8 protein-coding genes are annotated in these 14,304 nt (G+C 54.0%); all 8 read left to right on the top strand.

What is annotated here, in order from left to right; genetic code table 11:
• Positions 1-227 precede the first annotated feature (227 nt).
• Complete coding sequence (locus I8J30_RS07445) at positions 228-2,381, top strand: hypothetical protein (protein WP_210656817.1); 2,154 nt, start codon at positions 228-230, stop codon at positions 2,379-2,381.
• Positions 2,382-2,564: 183 nt separating this feature from the next.
• Positions 2,565-4,367, top strand: coding sequence for a sensor histidine kinase (locus tag I8J30_RS07440; protein WP_210656815.1), 1,803 nt, complete (start codon positions 2,565-2,567; stop codon positions 4,365-4,367).
• A 4-nt stretch (positions 4,368-4,371) separates the two neighbouring features.
• Positions 4,372-6,048: a response regulator gene (locus I8J30_RS07435; RefSeq protein WP_210656814.1), complete on the top strand. Its 1,677-nt coding sequence runs from the start codon at positions 4,372-4,374 to the stop codon at positions 6,046-6,048.
• 111 nt (positions 6,049-6,159) lie between these two features.
• The gene (locus I8J30_RS07430; protein WP_210656813.1) at positions 6,160-7,938 is read left to right on the top strand and encodes a type 2 periplasmic-binding domain-containing protein; all 1,779 of its coding nucleotides are present in this window, start codon (positions 6,160-6,162) and stop codon (positions 7,936-7,938) included.
• 73 nt (positions 7,939-8,011) lie between these two features.
• Positions 8,012-8,911 carry an ABC transporter permease gene (locus I8J30_RS07425; RefSeq protein WP_420831211.1) on the top strand — a complete coding sequence of 300 codons (900 nt, stop codon included), beginning with the start codon at positions 8,012-8,014 and terminating at the stop codon, positions 8,909-8,911.
• 21 nt (positions 8,912-8,932) lie between these two features.
• Entirely contained in the window at positions 8,933-9,820 is an 888-nt protein-coding gene (locus I8J30_RS07420; protein WP_210656811.1) for a carbohydrate ABC transporter permease, read from the top strand.
• A 79-nt stretch (positions 9,821-9,899) separates the two neighbouring features.
• Positions 9,900-11,792 (top strand): heparinase II/III domain-containing protein, encoded by a 1,893-nt coding sequence (locus I8J30_RS07415; protein ID WP_210656809.1) that lies wholly within the window; start codon positions 9,900-9,902, stop codon positions 11,790-11,792.
• A 330-nt stretch (positions 11,793-12,122) separates the two neighbouring features.
• On the top strand, positions 12,123-14,198 hold the full coding sequence (locus I8J30_RS07410) for a catalase (RefSeq protein ID WP_210656807.1): 2,076 nt from the start codon (positions 12,123-12,125) through the stop codon (positions 14,196-14,198).
• The last annotated feature ends 106 nt before the right edge of the window (positions 14,199-14,304 follow it).

Below are 14,304 nucleotides of genomic sequence, written 5' to 3'. Positions count from 1 at the left end.
ACCTATGAGAAAGGCACCCGATCGGGTGCCTTTCTTCAATGGTCGGCGATTCCCCAAACTCCGCTTAACTTTCCCGTCATGTAATCGACAGCGCGGCACCAAAACCGGAGTCGGGAATCGGATATGAAAATGCAAGAGAAGTCATTTATAGACTATATCCATGGCCTGAGCCACCATTCAATATAGAAGGATGCAAATACGTACGAGATACGAAATGGGAGGATAAGGTGAAACCATTACCGGACGTTCAAATCGCTGCAGAGCAGATGTTGTTTAGTTGGAAAACCGATAAGGACCAGGCCGTACTAGAACGGGACGGCCGCATCGTGTGGCAAGGAAGTCTGCTTCCTTCTTTTGAGTTGGCGGATGAAAACGGACTGACTTCTTATACGGATGCGATTGCCTCGAATGTGTCGGCGCTTTCGGATTCTCGCTACGAGATCGAGCTTGCATTCGGCGAGTTTGGCAGAGGCTCCCTTCAAGTGATTAGCGAAGCATGGGGAATCCGATTTGCCGGTCTGGAAGTGGAATGGCATCGGCCGGCCTCTATCGTAGCGCTCTATTTCGGAACTAAGCGAATGACGGATATGCAACGCAGGGCAGCGCCATCGCTGGCCAAGCCTTTCTGGCCGAACTGGAAGGCGGAGGGGTACTGCCTGCCGTGCGCAGGCACGAATCCGACGCGCAGCTTCTGGCGTTTTTTTGATATGGGCGATGCCCTGCTGCCTCTCGGCAGCTATGGCGATGCGATGGGTACGTCGTATGCGGCTGCTTACCCGAGGCCGCTGTATGCCGCGGCGATGGGAGGCGGTGACGGATGGATGTCGTTCGGACCCGGAGAGATCCCGGATGCGGCGCTATCGTTGCAGTTAAAGTCCGCCACCGCTTGTTTGCAGTATTTATACAGGGAGGATTTGTGGGAAGCACCTGACTTGCTCAACCGAAGCTGGAGCGAGCCGCTCAGACTTGCTTGGGGGGCGAATGGATTCGATGCCTACGACCGGCTGTATCAAACCTTTCCGGTCAACGGTCCTAAATCGTCCATTCATGCGAAATCGTTTGTATGTACATGGGGCGATTTTAAGGAAGGGCAGTTTAATCTGAGGGCCATTACGGAACGGATTTCGCGATCGGCTCCTGCCGATATGATCGTACTCGACGAATATTGGGAGACTTGCGACAGCAGCGGAATTCCGGACTATAACCGGTTTCCGGAGTTTGACCGAGATATTGCGCATATGCAGGCAGAAGGCTTCGAACTTGCGGTATGGCAGTCTATCGGCTGGATTGACCAGCCTGAGGCGTTCGGTCTGACCGATAGGGATCTCCTCTGCGGAGCGGACGGGAAGCCGAGGCTCTGGCGCTGGTCGGGCGATCCGATATACGGCGAGTCCTATCATTACTGCTTGGATCCCAGCTCGGAGCGGACCAGGTCGTTTCTAGCGGAACGGACCAGGTCCGTCGTCAACCGGTTGAATCCCGTAGCGCTGAAGTTGGATTTCGGCTATGGGCTGCCCGGGCCGGACGTAAGCGTGCCGCGTCGTCCGGAATTCCGGGGAGAACGGCTTTGCTCGGAACTGCTCAAGATCATTACGGGCGCGGCCAAGGAAGCAAAGCCGGATATCACGATTATTTATTATGGGCTGCATCCGCTGCTTCACGACTATTTCGACGTGATCAATATCGATGATCTGGGCGACGCCGGAGACAGCGCGGAGTACGAGGCACTTGGGCACAATCAGCGCTGCATGTGGTCGGCACTCGCGGCGCGCCGCGGCATGTTGATCAATACGTCGACAGGCTATTATTGGGACACGTTGGAGCGGATTTTGCTCAATACGGCCGTTGTCGGCACCAACGGCTTGACGCTCGGAGCTACCGATCGTACCGGCAAGGCGATGACCGCCTCGCAGCGGCTCCGCTGGCTTGCGCTCGACAAGTGGCGCAGGCGCGGAAGCGGATGGACTCCGTTATGGCTGGACGCAGACTTCGGAGATGTAAGCCGCGAGCCGGTCATCCGGTCATGGGGACGGGTGGAATCGCATACGGGCCGAGACAGCATAACCGCCCTCGCATTAAGACATGCATCAGGCGACGAGAAGGCTTTTTCGCAAGTGTCCGGCATCCGATTCACGGGGGACTGGGCGCTTATCGCTCAAGATGATCAGGATATTATACATTGCTCGGAGCTGGCTTGTATCCCGTTTGCGCCAGGCACTCTTGCCATTGAGGGAGTTTTCGAAGCCGTTATTGAATTCCGTCATCCCGATGAGGGCGAAACGACAAGGGTTTCGACTGCCGATCATAGCGGAAAAGTGACTTTATGCATAAGCGATAAGGACCTGAATGAGATCGTCGGCGTTCTGTTAGTAAGAAAATAAAGGTCTTAATCGGTAGGGGCTGACCATGCGGCAGCCCCATTGTCATGTGTTTTTCGGAAGAGTCGATCGCTTGGAACTGGAGATAAATGGTCGTATTCCTGTCGAAAGCGCTTTATAATTAGGTGAAAAGACTGATTTGCGACAATACGATTGTTCGACATCGGAGAGGAGAAACTGCTCGAAATGAAAATTTTTCGGAAACGACAGTGGAGAATGACGATATTTCCGAAGCTGATCATCGCGTTCCTGCTTGTGGTCGCTCCGATCTACGGCATCGGTCTCGGGATGAACCAGCTGGGCGAGAAGAGCGTCCGCGAGGAATTGTCGAAATCGCTCAAGTCGAAGGTCGATTTCTACCTCAACTCGCTCGAGGTCGAAAATGAGCTGATGAAGGGGCTGCTGCAGCAATACGCAATCGACAAAGACATCCAGCACGCCACATTTATCAGCAATACGATGACGATCGGAGTATGGACGGAAACGGTGCAGCGCATCCAGGAAAAGCTGCAGCTGATCAAGAACTCGAGCCTCTACATCAAGACCGTAAACGCTCACATTCTGACGCTGAAGCGAACGATATCGAGCGACGAAACGATCAGCGACACGATTGATCCCGATTATGAAGCTGTCGCTACCGTATCCAAGCTCCGGGGCGTCGGCAATTACTTCTGGAAAGACCGGCTGTTCATGGCGATCGCCTATCCCGGCTCCGATCTGCCGAATATGAAAGAAACATTCGCGCTCTCGATCGAGATCAACCAGGAGATGATGAAGCAGTCGCTGCAGAACTTCTCCGACTACAAGAATTCTGGAGCGATGCTGGTCAATCCGGAGAACGGCTGGATCTTGGGCAACCAATCCGACGAAGAACTTAGGAAAGAACTTTCGAATTACTTGAAAAACCGTCCCGAGGACAGCGCCGACGAAGACTATAAGCAAATCTCGGCGGGAAACAGCTCTTATTTTGTCGCCTTTAAGCGCTCACCTACGTTCGGCTACTATCTGATCGCCTATGTGCCGTCGTCCGAAATGCTCGGACCGATCGACAAATATCGAATGCTGCTATGGCTGCTGTCATTCGTCTCGCTCGTCTTTATCGTCGCTTACTCTTATTGGCTGTATCAGCTCATTCGCAAGCCTCTGCATCGGATGATCACCGGATTCCGCAAGGTGGAGGCGGGGATGATGGAGCCGATGCCGCTGCCGAAGTCCCGCGATGAGTTCCTCTACTTGTTCCAACGGTTCAATATGATGACGGACAATCTTAAGGTGCTGATTCATGAAGTGTACGAGCAGAAGCTGCGCGCCCAGACATCGGAGCTGAAGCAATTGCAGTCGCAGATCAATCCGCACTTCTTATACAACACTTATTTTATTCTATACCGCTTGGCGAAGATGAACGATAATGACAGCGTCATCCAGTTCAGCCAGCACCTCGGCGAATACTTTCAGTACATTACTCGCAACGGCTCCGACGATGTGCCGCTCGATGCGGAAATTAAACACTCTCGCACCTATGTGGAAATTCAGAATATCCGCTTCGCCAAGAGCCGCATTACCGTCGAATTCGGCGAACTGCCCGCAGGCTGCGGCGACATGCGCGTTCCTCGGCTCATCCTGCAGCCGTTTATCGAGAATGCATACCAATACGGGCTAGAGACCAAGCGCAGGGACGGCAGAATCGCCGTGACGATGATCGAGCAGGATGGCAAATTGCTCATGTCGGTCGAGGATAACGGAGAGAAGCTGACGAATGCCGACCTCCAGTCGATCGAAGCGAATCTAGTGAATCAGGGAGCGAATATGGAGTACACCGGCATGCTGAACGTACACCGCCGTTTGAAAATTCGGTTCGGCGGCGAGTACGGCGTGTCCGTTGCCCGCGGCGAAATGGGCGGCATGAAAGCGACGCTGATGCTGCCGATGCCCCAGTCTTTGGGCAAAGCCGCGGAACCCTCAGATACCAATGACGCGAGAGGAGAGTGACAGCATGTACCGTCTGTTGATCGTTGACGATGAGCCTATCATCGTCGAAGGTTTAAGCGAGCTATTCTTGCAGTCTGAATATCCATTGGAGGTCTATCAGGCGTTCGATGGCATGGAAGCTTTTGCGATCGCGAGGAAGCTGCGCATCGACATTCTGCTGACGGATATCGAGATGCCGGAGATGAACGGCATCGAGCTGCAGAAGGAGGTGCTGCGTCTCTGGCCGCGTTGCAAGTCGATTTTCCTAACCGGTTATAACGAGTTCGATTATATCCAGTCGTCGATCCGCGGGGGAGCGATCGATTACGTCCTGAAGACGGAAGGAGACGATTCGATCATCTCCTCGGTCGAGAAGGCCATTCGCGTCATTGCCGAGGAAGTGACCTACGAAGGGCTGATCGAGAGCGCTCGTTCGTCGCTTAAGCTGGCCATACCGGCGCTGCGCAAGGAGTATTTGACCGGTCTGCTGGAAGGGGAAGCTTCTTCGTTCGCCGTCCGGAAAGAGCGGTTCGCCCAGTTCGAAGTGCCGCTCGATCCCGACTTGCCGGTGGTCATGGCCGTTGGCCGGATCGACCGATGGCGCGAGGATGCGACGGGTGGCGATAAAGTGCTGTTCGCCTATTCGATCAATAACATCTTCGAAGAATTTTTCGCGCATGAATTCGAATTGACGCACTTCAGAGGCGATCACGAACGGCTGATCTGGCTGCTGCAGCCGAAGGCGGAGTCGGGGTATCGTCAGGCGATCGCCGGTAAACCGCACCTGCACGCAGGTTCCGCCTCGGATCCCAATCCGGAAGCCGCCTTACACGCTTACTTGCTGGGCATGCTCGAATCCGTGCAAACCGCCTGCAGCCATTACTTGAAGCTTACGTGCTCTTTCGTCGTGTCCAGCGAGCCGTTCGAGTGGGACACGCTCGCGCCTAAATACGAGCGGCTGTCGCAGTTGTTCGGCCGCGGGCTTGGACTCGGCAGCCAGATGCTGCTGTCGGACGACCGGGCGAAGTCAAGCGGAGACGAGGAAGCGCGAAGCAAGGTCAAGCGCATTCGGATGCTCGACCAATACTTGATGCAGAAGGAACGGGCGAAATTCGAGCAGCTGTTCGACGGGATTTCGGAAGCCGTAGGCGAGTCGGCGACGCTGGAGGCGGGCTTGCCGCTCGAGGTTTTCTACGAGCTTGCCGCGATCTTCATTCCGCATCTGAATCGGTTCGAGGCGCTGGGCGCAGCCGGCGGACAGGCCATCCCGGGCAAGCTTTTCTCGATCCGGGAGCATCGTTCGTGGAGGGAAGCTTCCGACTTTTTCCGCGAGCTGGCGAATTTGTTGTTCGAACGCATGGATGGCGGAAACGAGCAAGAGACGAGCGAAGTCGTAGAGCAGATTCATCGGTACGTGGAGAGGAATATCGACGGGGATCTGACGCTGAACCGTCTGGCCGAGCACGTCTACTTAACGCCTTTTTACCTCTCCAGATTGTATAAACAGAAGACGGGCCATAACATCAGCGACTACATCACGAGGACGAGAGTCGATAGAGCGAAGCGGCTGCTCGGCGAGAGCGCGCTTAAGATTCATGAGGTCGGCATGCGGATCGGATACGATTCGCCGTCTTATTTCACCCGTTTATTCAAAAAAGCAACCTTGTTGACCCCTCAGGAATACCGTGATTCGCTGAAATAGATATAAAAGGATAAGGAATGTAATCGCTTTATTATATTCTTGGCGTCTTGCTGACTTCATAATGAAAGCGTAGCACATATTGATGCAGAAATTAGGGGAGGAAAGCAGCTGATGTCGACAAATACGAAAGCGAAAGTGAAAGGCTCGGCCATACTTTCATTACTGCTTATCATGGTTACTGTTACAGCATGCAGCGACAACAACAAGGACAACACAGCTTCCAATGCCGGTAATTCGTCAAACGCAAGCGCAAGCGATAATGCAAGCAAAAATGCAAACAAAAATGCAAACAAAAATGCAAATGCAAGCCAAGCAGCAACCACTCCGGACGGCCCGACCGGCAAATACGATCCTCCGATCGAAGTCACGACGGTGCGCTCGGTCAATTCGGCCGCAGAGCTGCCGCCCGGCGATTCGCTCGACTCCAACATCTGGGTCAAGACGTTTCAAGAAGATCTCGGCATCAATTTGAAGAACGTCTGGAAAGTAAACGCTGCGCAGTATCAGAACAAGGTTGCCGTAACGATGGCATCCGGCGATATGCCGGACTTCATGGAAGTCGACGCTCAGCAGTTCCAGATCCTCGTAGAAGCCGGCACGATCGCCGATTTGACCGATGCCTATAACACGTACGCTTCCGATTTGACGAAGGGCTCGATGGAAGCAAACAACGGCGTGAGGCTCAAAGCGGCAACGATGGACGGCAAACTCATGGGTATTCCGGCAGACGGCGGAGATATCACCGATACCCAACTCATCTATATTCGCAAAGACTGGCTGGAGAATGTAGGGCTGCAACCGCCGAAGACGATGGAGGATGTCATCAATATCGCCTTGGCGTTCACGAAGAACGATCCGGACAAGAACGGCAAGAACGATACGTACGGATTAAGCCTCGACTTAAACCTGTTCAACGGCTGGTCCGGTCTTGACGGCTTCTTCAACGGCTACCACGCGTATCCGTTTAATCCGACGAAGGGCTCGGCCACGAGTCTGAACTTTATTAAAGACGCGGACGGCAAGGCACAGTGGGCCGACACTCAGCCGGAAGTGAAGACCGCTCTCGGCAAGCTGGCCGACCTGTTCAAGCAAGGCGCGATCTATCCGGAATTCAGCGTCATCGACGGCATGAAGTCCGCAGAGCTCGTCACATCCGGCAAAGTCGGCATGACGTTCGGCGCGTTCTGGGTGCCGACGTGGCCGATCAATAATATGTTCAAAGACGTTCCCGGCTCGGATTGGGGCATCTATCCGCTCGTATCGGCAGACGATCAGCCGGCGCTCTCGCAAAGCATGACCGGGTTGCCTTCGCACTTCTATGTCGTAAGCAAGAAGGCCGAGCATCCGGAAGCTCCAATCTTGATGCTGAACACGTATATTGAAAAGCTATACGGACACTTCGACAAAAATTACCACACGGTTACGGTAGACGGCAAGGATTTCGGCGTCTTCGGTCTTTCGCCGGTCCGCGGAGGCTCGCCGGGCAACAATCCGAAGGCGGCTGCCGCGGTTCAAGCCGCTAAGCAATCCGGCGACACGTCCGCGCTGAACGACGAACAGAAGCAATATTACGATCAGGTGGCCAAATTCGAAGCCGGCGACAAGGACATGTGGGCTGCGAACAAACTGTGGTCTGCGGGCGGGGTATTCAGCCTTCTGGGACAGTACAGCGACAATAACCAGGTCTTCCAGTCAGCGTATGTAGGCAATCCGACAACGACGATGATCGCCAAAGGTCCTTCGCTTCGCGATGAAGAAGTCAAGATGATGACCTCAATCATCATGGGCTCCAAGCCGCTCGATTACTTCGATGAGTGGGCGGCAAACTGGCTGAAATCCGGCGGTCAGGAGATTCTCGACGAAGTCAACGCAAGCGGTCAGGTTCGATAATACGTATTAGGGGGGATAGGGGCTAACCGCTAGCCGCTATCCCTTCTTTGTATCATGGCAGGAGGGGAATCGATTGAGCCGCAGAAATTGGGGATTGGAATGGCCGTTGCATCTGATGTTGGTTCCGGGGCTGATTATTGCGCTGATATTCAGCTATGGCCCGATGGCCGGCCTCGTCATCGCATTCCAGAACTTTATTCCGGTTAAAGGGATCTTTCAGTCCGAATGGGTCGGATTCGAACATTTCAAATATATCTACCATTTGTCCGAGACAAGGGAAGTTCTAAGGAATACGGTATTCATCGCATTCATGAAAATCGTCGGCGGCTTGTTCACGCCGCTCATTACCGCGCTTCTATTAAATGAAATCAGGATCAAGTACTTCAAGCGCACCGTCCAAACGATCGTCTACATGCCGCACTTCCTGTCTTGGGTCATTATGGCCGGCATCTTGCTGGATGTGCTCTCTCCGACATCCGGGATCGTGAATCAGTTCCTCTCTTGGCTGGGGTTCGATAAAGTGTTCTTCCTCGGCAACGATAAATGGTTTCCTTACGTGCTGGCGGGAACCGACGTATTGAAGGAATTCGGTTTCGGAACGATTGTCTACCTGGCTGCCATTACCGCAGTAAATCCGTCGCTGTACGAAGCCGCCGTCCTGGATGGGGCTAACCGCTGGAAACAAACGCTTAACGTAACGATTCCCGCGATCATTCCGATCACGATCTTGCTTACAACGCTCGCGCTCGGCAACGTTCTGAACGCCGGCTTCGACCAAGTCTTCAACCTGTATAGCCCATCCGTCTATTCCACCGGCGACATTCTCGACACGTACGTTTACCGGATCGGACTGGCCGGTGCCCAATATGGAGTAGCGACTGCCGTCGGACTGTTCAAGTCGATCATCTCGCTCATCCTCATTTCGTTGTCTTATCTCGCGGCCTACCGTTTCGCAAATTATCGCATCTTCTGATAAGTCGCAAGGAGGATTGTTATGATTCAACCCTACTCATGGAGTCGCAAGGTGTTCGTAGGCTTCAACTATACTTTGCTTGCGGTCTTGTCTCTCATATGTCTTCTGCCGTTGATTAACGTCTTCTCCGTTTCCTTAAGCTCGGCTGCCGCGATCGAAGCGGGCAAAGTTACCTTATGGCCGATCGATTTCACTACGAAGGCGTACGAGTTTGTAGCGAGGAAGCAGGAGTTTCTGATCTCGATGGGCATATCGGCAAAGCGCGTGGCGCTTGGCGTCTCCATTAACATGCTGTTAACGATGCTTACGGCCTATCCGCTGTCCAAGGAAGCGGCGAACTTGAAGTTCCGGACGGGATACGCTTGGTTCTTCGTCTTCACGATGTTGTTCTCCGGCGGATTAATTCCGTCTTATATGGTTGTCCGTAATTTGCATATGCTGGACAGTCTCTGGGCGCTTGTTCTCCCTGGGGCGCTTCCGGTATTCAATGTCATTCTGATGCTCAACTTCTTCAGAGGCTTGCCGAAGGAACTGTCGGAGTCGGCTTATATCGACGGCGCCGGACATTGGCAGACGCTCTGGCGCATTATCGTGCCGCTCTCGATGCCGTCGATTGCAACGGTAACGCTGTTCGCGATCGTCACGCATTGGAACGAATGGTTCTATGGGCTCATCTATATGAACGATCCGATCCACTATCCGCTTGCCAGCTACTTACAGACCATTGTCGTCCGGATGGATATGTCCTCCATATCCGATCCTTCGATGATTCTATTGTTATCGCAGTTGAACGATCGCTCGGTGCGCGCGGCCCAAATATTCCTCGGCATGGTGCCGGTGCTGTGCGTCTATCCGTTCCTGCAGCGGTATTTCATGAGCGGCATGACGCTTGGAAGCGTCAAGGAATAAGGCGTTGCAAGGTTAGCCGTCCTTTTCTTCGGAGTAGGGCGGTTTTCTTTGATGCTTATTCGAAACGGGAGGTCGAACGATGTTATATGAACGATATGGGTCGGCGCGGCTTGAGGAGCTTGGCTTCGGAGAAGGTCCTTACGCGCCATTTCCGAAGGCGGAAGACCGCGAAGGCTGGGGATCGATTTCAGCTGAGAAAAGAGAGAGTTGGCTGCGGCAAGCGGACCGTTATGCGGATTATGGGTGGCCGGCGCTTAAGGTGTCTGACTATCGCGCCTATTGGACGAGCGGCGACCTGTCGCGCCTCAGTCTCGCCTACTTCGAACGGAGAAGCGTGCTCGGCATTCTCGTCATCGCCGAATGCATGGAAGGCGAAGGCAAATACGTTGATCAAATATTAAACGGGATGTTCGCCATCTGCGAGGAGACGACTTGGGTGCCCCCCGGCCATCGCAGCCACTGGAAGGAATTCGATAAGCAAGAGAGCATCCCCAGCAGTACGGAAAACGGAGTCGAGCTGTCATCTGTGGAAACGGCGCGGCTTCTCCTATGGACCCGCTATTTGCTTGGAAGCAAGTTCGACGCGATCAGCCCGCGAATTAACGAGCGTATCGTCCGGGAGACGAAGGAGCGGGTGTTAACGCCTTACCTTGAGCACGATGATTACTGGTGGCAAGGCTTCACTCCCGGCGAGCGGATCAACAACTGGAATCCATGGTGCAACGGCCCGGTGCTGGCGGGATTCCTGCTCATCGAGGAAGATCCGGAGGTCAGAAGCGCGGGAATCGCCAAGGTGCTGAGAAGCCTCGACGCGTTCATCGCGACTTACCCCGCTGACGGCTGCTGCGACGAAGGACCGTCATATTGGATCGCGGCGGCGGGCGGCCTCTATGAATGTCTGGAGATGCTGTCGCTGGCTTCACAAGGACGTTTCGATATTTTCGGGGAGCAGATCGTTAAGGATATTGGCGCTTATATGCCCAAAGTACACATTCATGGCGATTATTACGCCGCTTTCGCCGATTGCGATGCGAAGGCGAGTCCGGGAGGCGGGAGCGTATATCGCTACGGCGTTAGCGCGGGGGATGAGTCGCTCGTCCGTCTCGGGGCCAGCATGCCGCCAAGCGGCGATCCGAGCACGCGAATTTGGTTTAACCTTTATGCCTATACGCGGGATTTGTTCGTCGAGAAGGAGAGGCTTGCGCAAGAATGGAAGGCGCCTTATATGCGGGATGCCTGGTTCGGCGTTACCCAAGTGATGACCGCAAGGGAGCAGGAAGGCACCGAGCAAGGCTTATACGTCGCGGCCAAAGGCGGCAACAACGGGGAGGCGCATAACCATAACGACGTCGGCAGCTTCCTCGTGTTCGCCGACGGCTATCCGCTGCTCGTAGATTTAGGCACGGAGGAATACAAAGCGCAGACGTTCAGCGCGCGGCGCTATGAGCTTTGGTATTTGCAATCGCAGTACCATAACCTGCCCACGGTGCGCGGGGTGCTGCAGCGCGACGGCGGACGGTACAAGGCGCGCCATGCGGAATATTCGCAGCAAGGAGGCCGCTCCGAGCTTCGAATGGATATCGCCGGCGCGTATCCGGAGGAAGCAGGCATTGCGGCTTGGGAGCGTACGGTTCGGCTGAATCGGGACGGCGTCCCCTCCGTGACAGTAGATGACGTATTTACCATGAAGGACGGCGCTCCGGCGGAAATGTTCCATTCGTTGATTACACCTTGCGAGCCTATAATCGGCGGCGAGGGCAGAGGCGAGATCCTGCTGACTTACGCGCCTGGCAAGCAGGCGGTCCTCCGCTACGACGCCGAGCATCTTCGCGCGCGAATCGAGAAGATCGATGACATGGACAGCCGACTGAGAAGAAACTGGGGCGACCGCATGCATCGCATCGTGCTTGAGGAACGGCAGCCGGTCGCCGCCGGCGAGAGAACGATCGCCGTTACGCTCGTTCGCGGCTGAATATTTCTTCCATAGATGCATCCCCTTCCAAGGTGAAGCGGCTGTGCCCTAACGGTTGTCTTAGCGCTTAATTGGTCTAATTTGGGTTGTTTCAGAAGGCCGAAAATAGGGGGATTAGGCACACTGGCAACCGTTAGAATTTGTGGCGAGCGATCTTCTCGGGTAAACTGAGCCTTACAGTCTGGCTGCCGACAATATGTCGGCAGTTTTTTTATTTGCCGGTGCTGACAGGGTGACAATTGCTCTGATTTTCCTATATAGCCCAAAACAGGGATAAATCGGAGTTGAACTGCGGATATTATGCCTAATCTTGAAGTGGAGGCATTGCACATGAACGAGAAGGATAACATCAAGCAGAAGCAGTTGGATGCCTATCGCGTAATCGATAATGGCGAGGCTCTAACGACGAATCAGGGCTTGCGAGTCGAGGATGACGAGCACTCCCTGAAGGTTGGTCCGCGCGGGCCGACTATAATGGAAGACTTCCACTTCCGGGAGAAGATGACTCATTTTGATCATGAGCGTATTCCCGAACGCGTGGTGCATGCGAGAGGCTTCGGTGCGCATGGCGAATTTGAGCTGTACGAATCGCTAGCCAAGTACACCAAGGCGAAGTTCTTAACCGATACTTCGGTGCGGACGCCGTTGTTTGTTAGATTCTCCACGGTGGCAGGGTCACGGGGCTCAAGCGATACGGTACGGGACGTACGCGGTTTTGCCGTTAAGTTTTATACAGAGGAAGGGAACTATGATCTCGTCGGCAACAATATGCCGGTGTTCTTCATACAAGATGCGGTTAAGTTCCCCGACTTCATACATGCGGTTAAGCCCGAGCCGCCTAACGAGATTCCGCAAGCTTCGTCAGCGCATGATACGTTTTGGGATTTCGTAGGCACGAATACGGAAACCGCCCATATGATTATGTGGGTCATGTCGGGACGAGCGCTGCCTCGCAGCTTCCGCATGATGGAAGGGTTCGGTGTCCATACATTCCGATTCATCAATGAGCAAGGCAAGTCCCATTTCGTCAAGTTCCACTGGAAGCCGAAGCTGGGCGTGCACTCGTTGGTATGGGATGAGACGCAGAAGGTAGCCGGCAAGGATCCGGATTTCAACCGCCGTGATTTGTGGAATGCAATTGAGCAGGGCAACTACCCTGAATTCGAGCTCGGCGTTCAAATCTTGAAGGAGGAAGATGAATTCAGCTTCGATTTCGATATATTGGACGCGACGAAGCTGTGGCCGGAGGAGATGGTTCCGGTGCAAATCGTTGGGAAAATGACTCTGAACCGGAACACGGATAATTTCTTCGCGGAGACGGAACAAGTCGCATTCCATGTGGGTCATCTAGTTCCCGGTATTGATTTCACGAACGATCCTTTGCTGCAAGGAAGGTTATTCTCGTATAGCGATACGCAGCTGCTTCGTCTCGGCGGCCCGAATTTTGCGGAGATTCCGATTAATCGTCCCATCGCCCCTGTGCATAACAACCAACGCGACGGCATGCACCGGATGACAATCAATCCGGGGCAGACGAGCTATCATAAGAACAGCTTGGCCAATAATGATCCGGCGCAGGTACCTCCGAACGAGGGTGGTTATCGCCACTACGAGGAGAAAGTGGAAGGGCGGAAGATTAAGGCCAGAAGCAATAGCTTTGACGATCATTTCAGCCAAGCGTCGATGTTCTGGCATAGTATGTCTCCGATCGAGCAAAGTCAGATCGTAGACGCATTCCGTTTCGAGCTGGGCAAAGTGATGTCAAAACAAGTTAAGCAACGCGTCGTGGATGTGTTCAGCCAGGTGGCAGAGGAACTCGCGGAGCGGATTGCCGAAGGCATCGGAGCAACGCCGACCAAAGGCGTTGCGGCGGCACCGACGGCAATATCTCCTGCACTTAGCATGATGACGAAGACCAAGACAGCTGCCACGCGCAAGGTTGCGGTAATGCTCGGGACGGGTTACAACACGGCAGAGGTTCAAGCACTGTTAAAAGCGTTGACCGCAGCGAAAGTAACAGCGGACATTGTGGCTAAAACCCATGCACCGGTAAGCGGTAATGATGGTACGCTAATCGAGCCGCAGCAATCGCTGCTTACGGCTGCATCCGTATTATATGACGCCGTCTATGTTTGCGGAGGAAAGCAAGGCGCGGATGAGCTGCTTAGCGACGTTGCTTCAGCGGGATTTGTCCGGGAAGCGTTTCAGCATTACAAGACGATTGCTGCTGTAGGAGACGGCGTGCGTCTTCTTACTGCCGCAGACGCGGCACATGCTGTAGGAAGCGATGAGGCGCAGCCAATCGGTGTTTTGCTTACCGGACAAGAAAACGCTGACGCCGCATTCTTCACGTCGTTTATTGAAGCGATCGCCCAGCATCGACATTGGGATCGGATTCCTTTATAGTTACCCCGAAAAGCAAGAATCGAGTGAGCTTCTAACTTCGATTCTTGCTTTTTTTTGGCTGGAAATTGCATAATGCGACAGCATGCGGTCCAGGCGTAAATCAACA

It is taken from the genome of Paenibacillus lignilyticus (assembly GCF_017942085.1).
In the GTDB taxonomy this organism is placed as follows: Bacteria; Bacillota; Bacilli; order Paenibacillales; family Paenibacillaceae; genus Paenibacillus_Z; species Paenibacillus_Z lignilyticus.
This window is presented reverse-complemented; position numbering and strand designations above follow the sequence as displayed.